This window comes from Kocuria sp. KH4 (genome assembly GCF_053711175.1).
Map to the genome: position 1 here is coordinate 46,992 of NZ_JBSJYX010000018.1, position 16,767 is coordinate 63,758.

15 protein-coding genes and 3 tRNA genes are annotated in these 16,767 nt (G+C 75.2%); 13 read left to right on the top strand and 5 right to left on the bottom strand.

What is annotated here, in order from left to right; translation table 11 throughout:
- The first annotated feature begins 6 nt into the window (after positions 1–6).
- Positions 7–1,434, top strand: coding sequence for an FAD-dependent oxidoreductase (locus ACWCOM_RS13145; protein WP_454549191.1), 1,428 nt, complete (start codon positions 7–9; stop codon positions 1,432–1,434).
- An 88-nt stretch (positions 1,435–1,522) separates the two neighbouring features.
- On the opposite strand, the gene ACWCOM_RS13150 is transcribed toward ACWCOM_RS13145, so the two are convergent.
- Positions 1,523–2,884: a D-arabinono-1,4-lactone oxidase gene (locus tag ACWCOM_RS13150; protein WP_454549192.1), complete on the bottom strand. Its 1,362-nt coding sequence runs from the start codon at positions 2,882–2,884 to the stop codon at positions 1,523–1,525.
- Between the two features lie 179 nt (positions 2,885–3,063).
- On the opposite strand from ACWCOM_RS13150, the gene ACWCOM_RS13155 reads away from it, so the two are divergent.
- Positions 3,064–4,137, top strand: coding sequence for a universal stress protein (locus ACWCOM_RS13155; RefSeq protein ID WP_454549193.1), 1,074 nt, complete (start codon positions 3,064–3,066; stop codon positions 4,135–4,137).
- A gap of 10 nt (positions 4,138–4,147) precedes the next feature.
- On the opposite strand, the gene ACWCOM_RS13160 is transcribed toward ACWCOM_RS13155, so the two are convergent.
- Positions 4,148–4,492 carry a metallopeptidase family protein gene (locus ACWCOM_RS13160; RefSeq protein WP_454549220.1) on the bottom strand — a complete coding sequence of 115 codons (345 nt, stop codon included), beginning with the start codon at positions 4,490–4,492 and terminating at the stop codon, positions 4,148–4,150.
- 155 nt (positions 4,493–4,647) lie between these two features.
- Between ACWCOM_RS13160 and ACWCOM_RS13165 the strand changes: the two genes are divergently transcribed.
- The 6 genes from ACWCOM_RS13165 (at position 4,648) to ACWCOM_RS13190 (ending at position 6,309) form a co-directional block, all read left to right on the top strand.
- A tRNA-Glu gene (locus ACWCOM_RS13165) sits at positions 4,648–4,720 on the top strand.
- A gap of 80 nt (positions 4,721–4,800) precedes the next feature.
- Positions 4,801–4,874 (top strand) — tRNA-Asp (locus ACWCOM_RS13170).
- 77 nt (positions 4,875–4,951) lie between these two features.
- Positions 4,952–5,027 (top strand) — tRNA-Phe (locus ACWCOM_RS13175).
- A gap of 101 nt (positions 5,028–5,128) precedes the next feature.
- Positions 5,129–5,593, top strand: coding sequence for a hypothetical protein (locus ACWCOM_RS13180; protein ID WP_454549194.1), 465 nt, complete (start codon positions 5,129–5,131; stop codon positions 5,591–5,593).
- Positions 5,594–5,671: 78 nt separating this feature from the next.
- Positions 5,672–5,815, top strand: coding sequence for a hypothetical protein (locus ACWCOM_RS13185; RefSeq protein ID WP_454549195.1), 144 nt, complete (start codon positions 5,672–5,674; stop codon positions 5,813–5,815).
- Entirely contained in the window at positions 5,812–6,309 is a 498-nt protein-coding gene (locus ACWCOM_RS13190; RefSeq protein WP_454549196.1) for a hypothetical protein, read from the top strand. Before ACWCOM_RS13185 ends, ACWCOM_RS13190 begins: the two co-directional genes overlap by 4 nt.
- A gap of 11 nt (positions 6,310–6,320) precedes the next feature.
- Here ACWCOM_RS13190 and ACWCOM_RS13195 read toward each other — a convergent pair whose 3' ends face one another.
- Positions 6,321–8,027 (bottom strand): glycoside hydrolase family 13 protein, encoded by a 1,707-nt coding sequence (locus ACWCOM_RS13195; protein WP_454549197.1) that lies wholly within the window; start codon positions 8,025–8,027, stop codon positions 6,321–6,323.
- A 260-nt stretch (positions 8,028–8,287) separates the two neighbouring features.
- Here ACWCOM_RS13195 and ACWCOM_RS13200 point away from each other — a divergent pair, with 260 nt between their 5' ends.
- From ACWCOM_RS13200 to ACWCOM_RS13220, 5 genes are read left to right on the top strand one after another with little or no spacing between them, the layout of a single operon-like run.
- Complete coding sequence (locus tag ACWCOM_RS13200) at positions 8,288–9,835, top strand: ABC transporter substrate-binding protein (RefSeq protein WP_454549198.1); 1,548 nt, start codon at positions 8,288–8,290, stop codon at positions 9,833–9,835.
- Positions 9,836–9,887: 52 nt separating this feature from the next.
- The gene (locus tag ACWCOM_RS13205; protein ID WP_454549199.1) at positions 9,888–10,829 is read left to right on the top strand and encodes an ABC transporter permease; all 942 of its coding nucleotides are present in this window, start codon (positions 9,888–9,890) and stop codon (positions 10,827–10,829) included.
- On the top strand, positions 10,822–11,667 hold the full coding sequence (locus ACWCOM_RS13210; RefSeq protein ID WP_454549200.1) for an ABC transporter permease: 846 nt from the start codon (positions 10,822–10,824) through the stop codon (positions 11,665–11,667). Before ACWCOM_RS13205 ends, ACWCOM_RS13210 begins: the two co-directional genes overlap by 8 nt.
- Positions 11,660–13,267 carry an ATP-binding cassette domain-containing protein gene (locus ACWCOM_RS13215; protein ID WP_454549201.1) on the top strand — a complete coding sequence of 536 codons (1,608 nt, stop codon included), beginning with the start codon at positions 11,660–11,662 and terminating at the stop codon, positions 13,265–13,267. The genes ACWCOM_RS13210 and ACWCOM_RS13215 overlap by 8 nt, the downstream gene beginning before the upstream one ends.
- On the top strand, positions 13,254–14,546 hold the full coding sequence (locus tag ACWCOM_RS13220; RefSeq protein ID WP_454549202.1) for an MFS transporter: 1,293 nt from the start codon (positions 13,254–13,256) through the stop codon (positions 14,544–14,546). Before ACWCOM_RS13215 ends, ACWCOM_RS13220 begins: the two co-directional genes overlap by 14 nt.
- Before the next feature lie 44 nt (positions 14,547–14,590).
- Here the strand turns inward: ACWCOM_RS13220 and ACWCOM_RS13225 are convergent, their stop codons facing one another.
- Positions 14,591–15,838 (bottom strand): MFS transporter, encoded by a 1,248-nt coding sequence (locus ACWCOM_RS13225; RefSeq protein ID WP_454549203.1) that lies wholly within the window; start codon positions 15,836–15,838, stop codon positions 14,591–14,593.
- Between the two features lie 51 nt (positions 15,839–15,889).
- Positions 15,890–16,762, bottom strand: coding sequence for a hypothetical protein (locus tag ACWCOM_RS13230; protein ID WP_454549204.1), 873 nt, complete (start codon positions 16,760–16,762; stop codon positions 15,890–15,892).
- Between the last annotated feature and the right edge of the window lie 5 nt (positions 16,763–16,767).

Consider the following 16,767-nt stretch of genomic DNA (forward strand, 5'->3'; position numbering starts at 1 on the left):
AACCCTGTGGCTGACACCACCACCCGCCCCCTGCGCGTCGCCGTGATCGGCGCCGGCCCGGCCGGCATCTACGCCGCGGACATGCTCACCAAGTCCGAGCCCGTGAAGAACGGGGAGCTCGAGGTCAGCATCGACCTGTTCGACCGCTACCCGACCCCGTTCGGGCTGATCCGCTACGGCGTGGCCCCCGACCACCCCCGCATCAAGGGCATCATCACCGCGCTGCGCGCCATCCTGGGCCGCGGCGACATCCGCTTCTTCGGCAACGTGGAGTTCGGCCGGGACCTGACCCTCGCCGACTTCGGCGCCCACTACGACGCGGTGATCTTCGCGACCGGCGCCGTCTACGACGCCCCGCTGAACATCCCCGGCAACGACCTCGAGGGCGTCCACGGCGCCGCCGAGTTCGTCGCCTGGTACGACGGGCACCCGGACTTCCCGCGCACCTGGCCGCTCGAGGCCCGGGAGGTCGCGGTCATCGGCAACGGCAACGTGGCCCTCGACGTCGCCCGGGTGCTCTCCAAGCACGCCGACGACATGCTCGTCACCGAGATCCCCGGCAACGTCTACCAGGGCCTGAAGGCCTCCCCGGTCACGGACGTGCACATCTTCGGCCGCCGCGGCCCCGCCCAGGTGAAGTTCACCCCGCTGGAGCTGCGCGAGCTCGCCAAGTCGCGCGACGTCGACATCGTCGTCTACGACGAGGACTTCGACTACGACGAGGGCTCCGAGCAGGCCATCGCCGAGAACAACCAGGTCAAGGTGATGGTCAAGACCCTCGAGAAGTGGCGGGCCGACGACTCCCCGAGGACTGCCTCCCGGCGCCTGCACCTGCACTTCCTGCAGAGCCCCCGCGAGGTCCTGGGCGAGGACGGCCGGGTCACCGGGCTGCGCATGGAGCGGACCCGGCTCAACGGGGACGGCTCCGTGTCCGGGACCGGCGAGTACGTCGACTACCCGGTGCAGGCCGTCTACCACGCCGTCGGCTACCTGGGCTCCCGGCTGCCGGAGCTGCCCTTCGACGACGGCCGCGGCGTGATCCCCAACGTGGAGGGCCGCGTCCTGGCCGAGAACGGCACGGTGCTGCACGGGCTCTACGCCACCGGGTGGATCAAGCGCGGACCGGTGGGGCTGATCGGCGCCACCAAGTCCGACGCCCTGGAGACGGTCACCCACCTGCTGGAGGACCGCCCCGTGCTGCCCGGCGCCACCCGCCCCGACCCCGAATCCGTCAACGAGGTGCTCGAGGCCCGCGGCGTCGAGTACACCACGTGGGAGGGGTGGCTGGCCCTGGACGAGTACGAGCAGGGGCTGGGCCAGTCCTCGCACGACGCCGAGGGCAACCCGCGCGAGCGGGTCAAGGTGGTCGAGCGCGAGGAGATGGTCAGCGTCTCCCGGGAGGGCGCGCCCGAGCCGGTCTCCTCGACCGTCTGAGCCGAACGGGCCCCGGGGCCGCGTCCTGCCCGAGCAGGACGCGGCCCTCCGCGCGTCCCGGGGGCGGTGCCGGCGCCGTCCGGGAGGGTCAGAGCCCCAGCAGCCCCCGGACGTGGTCGTTGAGGAAGACCCCGTCCGGATCGGCGGCGGCGCGGGCGTCGAGGAAGTCCTGGAAGCGCGGGTAGACCGCGTGCAGGTACGCGGCGTCCCGGGTGTGCACGGTGCCCCAGTGCGGGCGCCCGCCGTGGTCCACGAAGATCTCCTCCGCCGCGGCGAAGACCTTCGGGTCGTAGCGCCGCCAGTACTGCCGCAGCGCGATCCAGGCGGTGTCCCGGCCGTGGGCGGGCGCGAGCCAGGCGTCCTCGGCGGCGGAGCAGCGCACGTCCACGGGCAGCGAGAAGGCGTAGCCGCGGCGCTCGACGAGCGTCTGCAGCTCCCGGAAGGCCACGCCCAGCTCCTCCACGGGCAGCGCGTACTCCGTGGAGACGAAGCGGACCCGGCGCGGGACGGTGAACACCCGGAAGGAGAGGTCGCTGTACTGCCGCGGGCTGTTCGTGAGGGCGTCGACCCGGTTCAGCCCGGGCGTGGAGCGCGGCAGCGCCGTGGCCAGCTGGTTGAGCCCGGCCGTGAGGGTGTTGCGCAGCAGGACGTCGTCGATCCGGCGCACGGTGCGCGCCACGGGGGAGCCGGGCCGGGTGTAGGAGTCCGGGAGCTTGTGCAGCCGGGTGAGGATGCGGGTCTGGGCGGTGGCGGTCCCCGGCATCCAGTAGAACTCGAAGTGGTCCGCCCCGGCCATCCGCGACCCCACGCTGTCCACCAGCTGGCCGAGCGGCTCCCGGATCTCGGCGGCGTGCAGCCGGAACGCCGGCTCGCAGGCCAGGGTCACGCTCGCGAGGACCCCCAGGGCGCCCAGCCCGGCCCGCGCCGCCTGGAACAGCTCGGGGCGCCGCTCGGCGGAGCACTCCACGAGCTCGCCCCGGGCGGTGACCAGGGTCAGGGCCACCACCTGGGCCGAGAGGGAGCCGAAGGCCAGGCCGGTGCCGTGGGTGCTGGTCGAGACCGCGCCGGCGATCGTCTGCCAGTCGCTGTCCGGCAGGCTGGTCATCGCCAGGCCGTGGGCGTCCAGCTCCTTGCTGAGCGCCCGGATCGTGGTGCCCGCCAGGACCGTGGCCCGGCGCTGCTCGACGTCCACCGCGGTGAGCCCGGTCAGCGCGGTGAGCTCGACCATCACCTCGGGCGCCAGGGGCAGCGCCGAGAAGCTGCAGCCGGAGCCCACGGCGCGCACGCCCAGGCCCCGCCGTGCGGCGGCGGCCACGCCCTCGGCGAGCTCCGCCACCGAGGACGGGCGCAGGACGTGCCGGGGGGTGACGGCGTGCGTCCTGCCCCACGTGGCCCACTCGGCCGTCCCGATCTCCCCGGGCAGGGCGTCGGGCAACGAGACCTCGCTCATCGGCGGGACCGTCCTTCCTCGCAGGCGGGTGCACAGTGCGCCCTCATCTTCTCACCCCGGACCCCGATCGGCCGCCGCCGGGAGCGCCGGCCGCGGCCCGTCCGCGCGTACCATCGGAGGCGGAGCCCCGGTCCGCGACGGAGCCGCCGGGGCGGAGGCCGCGCACAGGAGGCAGCACCATGACCGAGCACCCGTCCCCGGAGCGCGAGGAGCGCCGCGACACCAGCCTGGGGGAGGAGGCCGTGCGCCGGCGCTCCGCGGCCGGCGGGGGGCAGCGCCGCGCCCGGGACGCCGCCGGAGAGGTCGTCGTGGGCGTCGACGGCTCCGAGCAGAGCCTCGGCGCCCTGCGCTGGGCGGCCCGGGAGGCCCGCCGCCGCGGCCTGCCCCTGCGCCTGGTCACCGCCTACAGCGTGCCCGTGTTCTCGGGCTCCGGGTTCGACACCGGCTACGCCACCGTGGACGAGGCGGCGCTGACCCGGGGCGTCGAGGAGCTGCTGAACCACGCCGCGGACCAGGTCCGCCCCGTGGGGGTGGAGCTGCGCGCCACGGTCGAGACGGGCGACCCCTCCGGCGCCCTGCTCGAGCTCAGCCGCACGGCCGAGCTGATGGTCCTCGGCTCCCGCGGCCGGGGCGGGCTGCTGGGCCGGCTGCTGGGCACCGTCTCCACGGCGGTGCCGGCGCACGCCCGGTGCCCCACCGGGGTGGTGCCCCTGCCCTGGTCCCAGGAGCACCAGGGCGCGGAGGAGCTCACCACCGACCGGGCCCTCGTGGACCGCGTGGTCGTCGGCTCGGACGGCTCGGCGCAGGCCCGGGCGGCCATGCTCTACGCCGCCGAGGAGGCGCGCCTCCTCGGGGTCCCCCTGACCGTGGTGTGCGCGCTCCCGCCCGTGAGCGGGGCCCTGGCCTGGATGCCCACGGCCGTGGACTTCGAGGTGATGTACGAGGACGTCGCCCGGGCCCTCGGCGGCGGGGTGGCGTGGCTCAGGAGCTGGTTCCCGGACCTCGAGATCGGTTCGGAGCTGGCCGACGGCCCGCCGGTGCAGGTCCTGGTGGAGCAGACCCGCAGGAACTCCCTCGTGGTGCTCGGCACCCGGGGGCGGGGCGGCTTCGCGGGCATGCTGCTGGGCTCCACCTCCCAGGGGGTGCTGCACAACGCGGCCGGCCCGGTGCTGATCGTCCCGGACCGCTACGACCAGCGGATCGAGACCCGCAAGGACTTCGACCTCGACGACGTCCGCCCCTGGGACGCCTGAGGAGGCCGGCTCAGCCCCAGCCCAGCTCGTGCAGCCGCTCGTCGTCGATGCCGAAGTGGTGGGCGACCTCGTGGATGACGGTCACCGTGATCTCCTCCACGAGCTCCTCCCGCCCGGCGCACATGCGCTGCAGGGGGCCGCGGTAGACGAAGATCCGGTCCGGCAGGGACCCGGCCCCCCAGCCGCCGTCCCGGGCGGTGAGGGGCACGCCCTCGTAGAGCCCGAGCAGCTCCGGCGCGTGCCCGGGCGGCTCCTCCTCGACGAGGATCACCACGTTGTCCATGGCCCGGAACAGCTCGTCCGGGATGAGGTCGATGGCGTCGTCGACGGCGCCGTCGAACTCCTGGCGGGTCATCTCGATCACCCTCCCCTTCCTACCCCACGCGCGCCCCGGGCGCACCGCGGCCCCGCGATTGTGCGAACTCCCGGCGAAGCCCTAAGCTGTACCCGGTTTCTCCCGTGCCGGAGCCATCGGACGTCGCGTCCGCGGCCCCCGGCGCGGGCGTTCTGGCCCCCATCGTCTAGCGGCCTAGGACACCGCCCTTTCACGGCGGCGGCACGGGTTCGAATCCCGTTGGGGGTACGCGAAGAAGGTGGGCCGCCCACCGATTTGCACAACCGGCGAGGAATGCTGGTAAGATCAATCCTCGTTGGAAACAGCAAGGCCCTGTAGCGCAGTTGGTTAGCGTGCCGCCCTGTCACGGCGGAGGTCGCGGGTTCAAGTCCCGTCAGGGTCGCTCAGGCGGCGTTCACAGCGGAAGAGGTCTTTCCGCGGTGCGACGCCGTCGCGGCATATCCGCCCCGGATGTGCCGGGGCTCTGTAGCTCAGTTGGTAGAGCGTACGACTGAAAATCGTAAGGTCACCGGATCGACGCCGGTCGGAGCCACCACCGAAGAACCGCCGTCCCCCTCGGGGGCGGCGGTTCTTCTCGTTCCCGGGCGCCTTGCCGGCTGCCAGCCCGCGCCGAGGTTCGCTCCGTATCCTGGAGCCGTGACCCGCCCGTCCCGCCGCCCGAGCGCACCCGGCGCAGTCCTCGCTCCGGCGGTGCTGTGCCTGCTCGCCCTGACCGGCTGCGGCACCGGCCAGCAGCAGCCGGGGCTCGTCCTGGAGCCGGTCCCGGGCCCCTCCACTCCGGCTCCGGCCGCCTCCGGGGACTCCCCGGGCCCGGAGACCTGCTTCGACGTCGCCGGCGCCTACGCCGCCCTGCTGCTCGTGCCGCTGTCCACCGACGGGCCGGACCCCGGCTTCGACCCCGGCCGGGCCGCCGACTCCGTGCAGGAGCTCGCCCCCGGCATGCCCCCGGACCTCCGGCCGGCCTTCGACACCGCCGTGGCCGACCTGCGCGCCGCGGGGGACTCGCTGCAGCCGGTCGAGCTCGCCGGTCTGCAGCGCACCCTCGCCCCGGTCGACGACTGGCTGCAGCGGCGCTGCGGCGGTCCCGCCCCCACCTCCTGACCGGCCCCTCCTGATCAGCTCCCTGCCTATACTGGCCGCGGGCCGCCCGGGCCGGGGGGCCGAACGGAGGGAGCGACCATGAGCGAGCAGCAGCGGGAGCAGGAGCCCGGCCACGGTCCGGTCGGGGACCAGCGTGAGGACGGCGTGGTCGTCGAGCCCGGCGCCGAACTGGACCGCGACCTGGCGCGGCAGGGCCTCGAGGACGAGGAGGGGCGGGCATGACCGCCGCCTCCCGCCCGGACGTGCTGCTGCGCGCCGCCGGGATCGGCGCCGCGGCGGGCGTGCTCGGCGCCGCCGGGATGGTGGTGGGGGAGAAGGCCGAGCAGGCCCTCACCCGGCGCCCCGACTCCTACGTCCCCGGCCGCGCCCTGCTGACCCTCCTGGGGCGCCACCCCGGCGACGACGAGCGGCCCCGGGGCTGGAACTCCGTGATGCACTACGGCACCGGGGCCGCCCTGGGCGCCCTGCGCGGCGTGTGGGCGGTCACGGGTATCCGCGGCGGCTCCGCGAACGCGTGGCACACCGTGGTCCGGCTCGCCTTCGACCAGACCGTGGAGAACGCGACCGGCGTGGGCGCCCCGCCGGCGACCTGGCCCGCCCAGGAGCGGGCCGTCGACCTCGCGCACAAGGCGGTCTGCTCGGTGCTGACCGGGGCGCTGGCCGACCGGCTGCTCGCCCCGGTGCTCGCCTCGGAGCGGGGCCGCACCAGCCACTGACCCGCCGCGGGTCAGTCCGCCAGGCGCACCCACACCGCCCGCTCGGGCCGCAGCGCGCCGTCGGCCACGGCGTCCTCCCGGCTGGCCACGAGCAGCTCGCCGGCGGGCAGCGGCACCGGCTCCGCGCCCAGGTTCGCCGCCACCAGCACCCGCCGCCCGTCCCCGGCGGTGCGCACGAAGGCGAGCAGGCCCGTCGCGGCGTCGTGCGCCTCGTGCCAGGCGAACGCGCCCCGGCCCAGGCCGAGCTCCCGGCGCAGGGCGATGGCGGTGCGGTACAGCGTGTGCGTGGACCCCGGAACGCCCACCTGCCGGTCCGCCGCGAGCTCCCCGAAGGCCTCGGGCTGCGGCAGCCACGGCTCGGGGCCGAAGCCGTGGCCGGGCTCCCCGGCGGCCCAGGGCAGCGGCACGCGGCAGCCGTCGCGGCCGATCTCCTCGCCCCCGGTGCGGGCGAACGCCGGGTCCTGCCGCAGCTCCGCGGGCAGGCCCGTGTGGTCGGGCAGGCCCAGCTCGTCCCCCTGGTACAGGTAGGCGGAGCCCGGCAGCGCCAGCTCCACGAGGGCCGCGGCGCGGCCCCTGGCCAGGCCCTGGTCGTGGTCGGGCTGCTCGCTGTGCGCGTCGATCCCCTTGGGATAGGCGATCGGGTCCGAGAGCCCGAAGCGGGAGACGTGCCGGACCGTGTCGTGGTTGGAGAGCACCCACGTGGTGGGCGCCCCGACCTTCGCGGACTCCGCCAGCGAGTCGCCGATCGCCCGGGACAGCCGCGCCCAGTCCCACCCGGCGACCAGGAAGTCGAAGTTGAAGGCCTGGTGCATCTCGTCGGAGCGCACGTACATGGCCAGCCGGTGAGCCGGCTCGACCCACGCCTCGGCCACCATCATCCGGTCGCCGTCGTACTCGGCGAGCACCCGGTGCCAGTCGCGGTAGACCTCGTGCACGCCGTCCTGGTCGAAGTAGGGGCTGCCCGTGCTCATGGGGGTGTCCGGCTCGTCGTGCTCCCGGGCGCCGTGCTCGCCCTCGACCATGCGCACCTGGTGGTCCCAGTCCGGCAGGCCCTCGGCCTTGACCAGGCCGTGGGCCACGTCCACGCGGAAGCCGTCCGCGCCGCGGTCCAGCCAGAAGCGCAGGACGGAGCGGAACTCCTCCCACACCTCCGGGTTCTCCCAGTTGAGGTCCGGCTGGGTGCTGTCGAACAGGTGCAGGTACCACTGCCCGTCCGGCAGCCGGGTCCACGCCTCGCCGCCGAACACGGAGCGCCAGTTGTTCGGCGGCAGCTCGCCGTGCTCGCCGCGGCCCTCCCGGAACATGTACCGCGCCCGCTCGGGGCTGCCGGGCCCGGCCGCCACGGCCGACCGGAACCACTCGTGCTCGCTGGAGGTGTGGTTCGGCACGAGGTCCACGATCAGCCGCATGCCCAGCTCGGCCATGCGGGCGCGCATCCGGTCGAAGTCCTCGAGCGTGCCGAAGCGGGGGTCGATGTCCCGGTAGTCGGAGACGTCGTAGCCGGCGTCGTGCTGGGGGGAGACGTAGAACGGGGACAGCCACAGGGCGTCCACGCCCAGGTCCGCCAGGTAGTCCAGCCGGTCGATGATGCCGGGGATGTCGCCCATGCCGTCACCGTTGCCGTCGTTGAAGGAGCGCGGATAGATCTGGTAGATCACCGCGGAGCGCCACCACTCCCCGGCGGGGCTCGTGCGGGGCGTCTCGGCCTGCTGCGTCATGGGGGTTCCTCGGGGTCGTCCGGTTGGGAGGTGTCCGTCCCCCACCTTGCCAGGCCGCCGGGGCGGTGTCAGCCCGGACGCGCCCGGGACGCATAGCACATCCGGGACGGGCGGCGAAATCCGCGCCGCTTCGTGACGCGCCCCGCCGCCGGAGTGGACCCGGGGGTTAGGTTTCCCTAACCTCGTGCCGGGGGTTTTACCGAACTCCTCCATGTCCTTATTCCCTGCCGCCCCCCCGGGCGGCGACCTGAGGTGGTCTCGTGCGCACTCCGCTCCGGTCCGCGGTGCCCGTCGGGCTCGCGGCTCTTCTCGCCCTGTCGGGCTGTGGCTTCAGCGGCGAGGACGGGGGGAGCGCCCCGGCCGCCGACCGCGACCAGCGGATCGTGGTGGACAACTTCCGCGCCCCGGTCGCCGACTGGGCGCTGGAGAGCGACGCCGCTTACATCCTGTCCCTGTCCGGGTGCCTCGAGACCCTGACCCGCTACGACGAGGCCGAGGGCGAGGTCGTGCCGGCGCTGGCCACGGAGTGGGAGCAGGTCGCGCCCCTGGAGTGGGAGTTCACCCTGCGGGAGGGCGTGCGCTTCCAGGACGGCACCGCGCTGACCGCCGACGCGGTGGTGACCTCGCTGCGGAGCGTCCTCGACGCGGAGGTGCCGGCCCGCGCCTTCAGCCCCACCGTGGTCAGCGGCGTGGAGGCCGTCGACGAGCGCACGGTGCGGATCACGACCCCGACCGAGAGCCCGCTGGTGCCCTACCGCCTGGCCAGCGTGAACACCGGGGTGCTGGCCCCGGCGGCCTTCGAGGGCGACTCGGTGGACCCGTTCGGGCACTGCACCGGGCCCTTCACCCCGGTCTCGGAGCAGCCGAAGCAGTCGCTGACCGTGGACCGCAACGAGGACTACTGGGGCGGGGAGGTCCAGCTGGCCGGCGCCGAGGTCCGGTTCATCACCGACGGGGCGACCCGCGCCACGCAGGTCCAGACCGGGGAGGCGGACGTCTCCCTCTCCATCCCGGCGGCCAACGTCGCCGCGCTGGAGGCCGACTCCGCCGTCGAGGTCCTCAAGGCCGAGTCCCCGCGCACCGCGACCCTGTACATGAACAACGGCCGGGCACCGTTCGACGACGTCGACTTCCGCAGGGCCGTCCGCTCGGCCCTGGACCTGGACGCCCTGGCGGCCAGCGTCTACGAGGGGGCGGCCCTCCCGGCGACCGGGCCCTTCGCGCCCTCCGAGCCCTGGGCGATCGAGGGCGCCGAGGCCCCGCAGCAGGACCTCGACGCCGCCAAGGAGCTGCTGGCCTCCGCCGGCTACACCGCGGAGCGGCCGCTGGAGATCATCGCCATCGTGGAGCGGTCCGAGTTCGCCGACGTGGCCACCGTCATCCAGGAGAACCTCAAGAGCATCGGGGTCCCCGTGACCATCACGACCACGGAGTACGCCGCCGTGGAGCCGGAGCTGCTGGCCGGGGACTACGACATGGTGCTGAGCCAGCGCAACCGCCTGATCGACATCGCCGACCCGATCGGCTTCCTCACCGCCGACTACACCTGCGAGGGCACGTACAACCTCAGCCACTTCTGCGACGAGGACTACGACCGGCTCGTGGCGCAGGCCGCCGGGACCGCCGACCCCGAGCAGCGCTACGAGCTGTACGCCCGGGCCGGTGAGATCCTCGAGGAGCAGGCCGTGAACGTGTGGCTGGTCAACGAGCAGGCCACCGACGCGGTCCGCGCCGACCTGCAGAACTACCAGCAGGACCCGCTGTCCCGGTACGTGCTGCGCGCGGAGACGACCAAGCCCGCCGCATGAGCGCCGCCGGCCCCGCCGGGACCCCGGCACGACGGGAAGGACAGGACCGCCGATGACGGCTTTCCTCGCCCGCAGGGCGGCGACCCTGGGCGTGACCGTCCTGGTGGCGTCCTTCGTGGTCTTCCTCATCCCCTACGTGACCCCGGGGGACCCGGTGCGCAAGATCATCCGCTCGCGGGTGGCGGGAGACGTGATCGACGACTCCGTCGCCCAGGGGCTGGCGGCCGACCTGGGGCTGCAGGACCCCCTGGTCGTGCAGTACCTGCGGTGGCTGGGCCGGCTGCTGGGGGGCGACATGGGCCTGTCCTACGCGAGCCGCACCCCGGTGGTCGAGCAGGTCCTGCCCGCCCTGGGGATCACCCTGAGCCTCGTGGTGATGACCCTCGGGGTGGCCGCGGCGGTCTCGGTGGTCCTGGGCGTCGTCGCCGCGCTGCAGGAGGGCCGGGCCGCCGACCGGGTCATCACCACGGTCACCCAGGCGTTCATCGCCGTGCCGGAGTACTGGCTCGCCCCGGTGCTCGTGCTGCTCTTCGCGCTCAAGCTGTCCCTGCTGCCCTCCGCCGGATGGGCGGGGCCGTCCTCCGCGGTGCTGCCGGTGGCCGTCCTCGCGCTGCGCCCGACGAGCTACTTCACCTCCGCCGTGCGCGAGGGGATGCTCGACGCCCTGGGCGCGGAGCACGTCGTCGCCGCCCGCGCCCGCGGGCTCAGCCGCGCGCGCACCGTTCGGCGGCACGTGCTCCCCAACGGGCTGCTGCCCCTGACCACCCTGGTGGCCGTGTGGTTCGCCGGGCTGCTGGGCGGCTCCGTCATCGTGGAGGTCGTCTTCGCCATCCCCGGCATGGGGCGGCTGCTCTACGACGCCGTGCGCAACAGCGACATCCCCCTGGCCCAGGGCGGCGTGGTCGTCGTCGTGGGCCTGGCCGTGGTGCTGACCACCGCCGCCGACCTGGTCCACGGCCTGCTCAACCCCCGGCTCAGGGGGCGCCGTGCGTGAGCGCCGCGCCCTCGTGTGGGCCGCGGCGGCGGTCCTGGTCCTCGTGCTGCTGGCCGTCCTCCTCGCGCCGTGGCTCGCGCCCCACCCGCCGGCCGAGCAAAACCTCACGGCCCGGCTCGCCCCGCCGAGCGCCGACCACTGGCTGGGCACCGACCACCTGGGCCGGGACACGCTGAGCCGGCTGCTCGACGGCGGGCGGTTCTCCCTGACCGTCGCCGCCCTCGCCACGGTGCTGACCGGGGTGATCGGCACCGTCATCGGGGTGCTCAGCGCCCGCCGCCGGGGCTGGCTGGACGAGCTGTTCACCCGGACCAGCGACGTCCTGCTGGCCCTGCCGGAGATGGTCGTGGCCCTGTTCCTGGTGGCCGTGCTCGGCCCCGGCCACCTGTCCCTGCTGCTGGCCCTCACGGTGACCGGCTGGACGCCGTTTGCCCGGCTGGCCCGGGCCCTGACCTACGACGTCTCGGCGCGCGGCTTCGTGGAGGCCGCCCGGGTGCTCGGGTGCTCCCCGGCCTTCATCGTGCGACGCCACGTCCTGCCGCACCTGGCGGGACCGCTGCTCGGCCAGGCCACGCTGCGCTTCGGGCAGTTCCTGATCACCGTGGGGGCCCTGTCCTACCTGGGGCTGGGGGTGCAGCCGCCGCAGTCGGACTGGGGGGCGATGCTGGCCGCCGCCCAGCCGTACGCGGCCCGGTCCCCGCTGACCATCCTGGCCCCCGGGCTGGTGGTCTTCGTCGTCGCGCTGTGCGTCACCCTCGTCGGCCAGCGTCTGGCCCGGGCGACGAGCACGCGCATGGTGCTCTCCTCCGCACCCTCCCGGACGGCCCCGGATGCCTGAGGGGCTCAGCGTCGAGCAGCTGCACGTCAGCCACCGGGGGCCCGCGGGGGTGCCCCGGCCGGTGCTGTCCGGGATCGACCTCTCCGTGGCGCCGGGGGAGTTCGTGGCCCTGGTCGGTGCCTCCGGCAGCGGCAAGACCATGACGGCCATGGCCGTCCTGGGCCTGCTGCCCCCGCAGGTGCACCTCGACTCCGGGGCGGTCCGGCTGGGCGGGACCGACCTCGCCGGGGCGGGGGAGGCCGAGCTGAACCGGGTGCGCGGCGGGCGGATCGGCATGCTGTACCAGCAGCCGAAACGGATGTTCAACCCGCGCCGCACCGTCCTCGAGCACCTGCGGGAGCCGCTGCGGCTGCACGGCGGGCTGCGGGGCCGGGCCGCCCGGGAGCGGGCGCTCGAGCTGCTGTCCGAGGTGGGGTTCCGGGAGCCGGAGACCTGCGCACGCGCCCACCCCCACCAGCTCTCCGGCGGCATGGCCCAGCGGGCCATGGTGGCCCTCGCCCTCGCCGGCCGGCCGGAGCTGCTGCTCGCGGACGAGCCGACCTCCGCCCTGGACACGGTGCTCGAGCGGCAGATCCTGGAGCTGCTCGACCGGGAGCGGCGCGACCGCGGGCTGGGGGTGCTCTACATCAGCCACAACCTGGCCACCGTCGCCGCCTACGCGGACCGCGTGGTGGTGCTGGACGCCGGGCGCGTCGTCGAGGCGGGCCCGGCCGGCGCCGTGCTCAACCAGCCCCGGAGCGCGTGCGCCCGGGCCCTGCTGGAGGCCGCGGCACTCACCCCCGCCGACACGCCGCCCCCCGCCGCGGGAACGGGCGCCGCGCTGGCGCTGGACCGCGTCACCAAGACCTTCGGCACGGGCCGGCGCCGTGGGCGCCCCGCCCTGGAGGAGGTCACGCTGGAGCTGCGGGAGCGGGAGGTCCTCGGGATCCTGGGCCAGTCCGGCTCCGGGAAGAGCACCCTGGCCCGCCTGGTCGTCGGGCTGGAGACCCCCGACGCCGGACGCGTCACGCGGGCGCCGGGAGCGGCCGGCACGGCCGTGCAGCTGGTCTTCCAGGAGCCGCACGACTCCTTCGACCCCCGCATGCGGCTGCGCACCAGCCTGGAGGCCCCCCTGCGGCAGCACCGGGAGCTGCCGGCCGAGGAGCGGGAGGCCCGCCTGCTGGACGTGGTGCGGGAGGTGGAGCTCGACCCCGAGCTGCTGGAGCGGTACCCCGGCCAGTGCTCGGGCGGGCAGCTGCAGCGGCTCACCATCGCCCGGGCCCTGCTGCTGGAACCGTCCGTGCTCATCTGCGACGAGGCCACCTCGGCCCTGGACGCGGCGACCCAGCGCACGGTCCTGGACCTGCTGCTGCGGCTGCACCGGGACCGGCCGCTGTCGCTGGTCATGATCTCCCACGACCTCGGCGTCATTCGCTACATGAGCCACCGGGTCGCGGTGCTCCACCGCGGGACCCTCGTCGAGCTCGCGCCCACCCGCGAGTTCTTCGCCGCGCCCCGCCACGAGCACAGCCGGCAGCTGGTGGCGGCGGCCCTGCCCCGGGTGTGCGCGATCCTGGACCACCACACCCTGCCGCCGGAGCACCGCGATGTCCCCGCCTGACCGCCGGGCCGAGACGCACACCCTGCTCGGGGCCCAGCTGGTGTTCAACATCGGCTTCTACGCCGTCATCCCCTTCCTCGCCGGGGCCATGGGCACCGAGTACGGCCTCGACGCCGCCGCGGTCGGGCTGGTGCTCGGGGCCCGCACCTTCAGCCAGCAGGGCATGTTCCTGTTCGGCGGGCTGCTGGCCGACCGCTGGGGGGCCCGCCGGGCCATCCTCACCGGCTGCCTGGTGCGGATCCTGGGCTACGCCACGCTGGCGGCGGCCGCGGACCTCCCCCTCTTCCTGCTCGGCGCGGTCCTCACCGGCGCCGGGGGCGCCCTGTTCTCGCCCGCGCTGCAGTCCCAGCTCTCCCACGCCGACCGGCCGCCGGCCGGAGGCCCGGGAGCCGGGGGCCGGCGGTCGGTGTTCGTGTGGCTGGCGATCACCGGGGAGCTGGGTGCCGTCCTGGGCCCGCTGCTGGGCACGGCCCTGCTGGGCTGGGGCTTCGACGCGGCCCTGGCGGCCGGGATCGCGGTGTTCACCGTGGTGACCGTCCTGCTGTGGTTCCGCCTTCCCCGCGATCCCGTCCGGCCGCCCCGGGACGCGGAACGTGCGGGCGCGGACCGGTCCGGGCCGGCCCTGGGTTGCCTGCGCAACCGGCGCTTCGTCGTGTTCTGCCTGCTCGCGGGCACGAACATGCTCGCCTACAACCAGCTCTACTTCACCGTTCCCGTCGACCTGGGCCGGCGCGGCCTGGACGCGGCCTGGCTCGGGGGGCTGTTCCTGCTCGCCTCCGTCCTGACCCTGCTGCTGCAGCTGCCGGTGTCCGGGCTGGGCCGGCGGCTGGGGCCCGGGCGTGCCCTGTCGGCCGGCTTCCTCCTGCTGGCCGCCGCGTTCGCCGTCGCCGCCGTCACCTCGGTGCCCGCGGGAACCACCGGGAGCTCCGTGCTGCCGGTCATGGCCGCCGTGGCCGTCCTGATCCTGGGGCACATGCTCCTCACCCCCACGATCCTGTCCCTCATCCCCGGCTTCCTCCCCTCCGCGGGGACCGGCGCCGGGCGCGGCGCCTACTACGGGCTGGCCGCCACGTGCGGCGGCGTCGCCGTGCTCGTGGGCAACGCCGGGCTCGGGGTCCTGCTCGAGCTCACCGACCGCCACCAGTGGTGGCCCGGCACGCCGTGGATCCCCCCGGCCCTGCTCGCCCTGCTGGCCGCCGCGGCCCTGCCGCGCGTGCTCCGCGGCCACGGCGCCGAGCGGCCGGCCGCCACGACGGTGCCGTCCGACCGAGCCTCCTGAGCCGGATCGGGCGGGACGGCCCGGACGGGACGGCCCGCCGTCCGCTAGCCCTCCCGGGGGCCGGCCAGCTCGTCGTCGACCCAGCGCGGCGCGGCCGCGACCCAGCCCGCCGCGACGAGCACCAGGCCCGTGCCCATCAGCAGGACCAGGGGGACCGTCCAGCTGCCGGTGGCCTCGTGCAGGGCGCCCACGGCGAACGGGCCGACCGCGGCCAGCAGATAGCCCACGGGCTGGATGAACCCGGAGAGCCGGGCGGTGATCCGGGGATCACGGGTGCGGGCGGTGAGCAGGGCCAGGGCGGTCGGGAAGGCGAACCCCCCGGTCCCCAGCAGCAGGGCCCAGACCCAGGGCGCCGTGGTGGGCGCGAGCATCAGCCCGAGGTAGCCGGTGACCATGCAGACCCCCAGCCCCGCGATCCAGCGCCGCAGGTGCGGGGAGCCGGCCACCAGCAGGGGCATGAGCAGCCCGCCCGGGATGCCCATGGCGGCGATCAGGGCCATCAGCAGCCCGGCGCGCGCCTGGTCCAGCCCGCCGTCCCGGTAGATCTGCGCCACCCAGCCGAACTGGACGTAGGCGTGCATCGACTGGATCCCGAAGTACACGCACAGGGCCACGGCGGTGCGGGAGCGGACGATCGCGGCTTTCGGCCCCCCGGGCAGCGCCCGGGACGGGGCCGTGGCCGCCTCGCGCCGGTCCCGCACGGCCACCGGCAGCCAGGGCAGCAGCGCGAGCAGCGCCATCAGGCCCCACACGCCCAGGGCGGCCCGCCAGCCCTCGGGGCCCCGGGCGGTCAGCGGCCCGGCCGCCAGCAGGGGCAGGGTGGCGCCCACGGCCAGGCCGGTCGAGTAGACGGAGTTCAGCGCGGCGGTGCGCTGCCCGCCGTGGCGCTTGATGAAGGCCGGCACCAGGATGTTGCCCACGGCCATGCCGGCGAAGCCCAGCACGGTCAGGGCGAGGAACACCGGCACCGAGCCGGTGACTACCCGCCCCAGCAGCCCGGCGGCGACCAGGGCGAGGCCGACCGTGACGGCGCCGCTGATCCCCGTCCGGCGGGACAGCGCGGCCGCCCCCGCCCCCGCCACCGCGAAGGTGAGGCCGGGCAGGGCGGTGAGCACCCCGGCCATCGTGGGGCTCAGCCCGAGGCCCTGCTGGATCTCGGCCAGGACCGGGCCCACGGACGTGGCGCCGGGACGGAGGTTGACCGCGACCAGCACGACCGCGACCACCACCAGCCAGGGCGGGACGCGGGCAGGAGCGGGGGAACGGTGCGGGGGCGGGGTGGGCGGGTTCACCGGGCAGTTCTACCACGGCATCCCTCGGACCGGCGGTCCCCGCCGCGGGGCTCAGCTGGCGGTCTCCAGGTGGGCCAGGGGCAGCCAGCGGTGCATGAGCCGGCGGAACGCCACGGCGGCGCCGTTGGCGTACCGGGACGCCAGCAGCTCCACGGCGTCCTGGAAGTCCAGCGGGCTCTCGTCCGGCTGGAACGGGTCGGCGATCGCCCCGTAGTGCAGGACCACCAGCGAGTTGGCGGAGAACGCGCCGAGCCACCGGCCGAGGTGCGTGAGGTCGTCGGCGAGCTCCTCGAGGTCCTCGCCCCCGGCGTCCTCGACCACCTGCGCCGCGTGCGCCACCCGCAGGGTCGCGGTGTCCACCGGCACGGCGCACCGGTGGACGCGGTTGCCGTGGTGGAAGCTCTCGGTGTGGTCCTCCGGCGCGAACAGCGCGAACCACGCCATGGGCACCGTGAACGCCGACTGGCGGGCGTGGACGGGCACGAAGTGCTCCCGGGTGACCTGCTCGCCGGCGGCCCGCACCACGTCCTCGGGGATGAGCAGGTTGGGCAGCGGCTGCCCGCCCTCCTCCTCGGCGAGCGCCACCAGCCGCAGCGAGCGCCGCAGCCGCTGCGGCGGGTGGTACACGGGGAAGTCCCCGACGCCGGCGGCCAGCATGTCCCGGCCCCGGGGCGCCGCCGAGAAGGGCAGGGTCCACAGGGGCTCCACCGCCGGCGGCAGGGGCTCCCCGCCCGGCTCGGCCAGGCGGGCGAGCTGCTCGGTGAGCTCGTTCACCCCGGCCTCCTCGGGCGTCAGCGCCCGGGTCAGCAGCGGCGCGTACACGGCGTCGAGCTCCTCCGCGGGCACGTAGACGCGGAGGGCGAACTGGTGGGGGACCCCCGTGGCCGAGCGGAACGTCCGGCCGACCTGCAGCAGCTGGGCCACGGCGG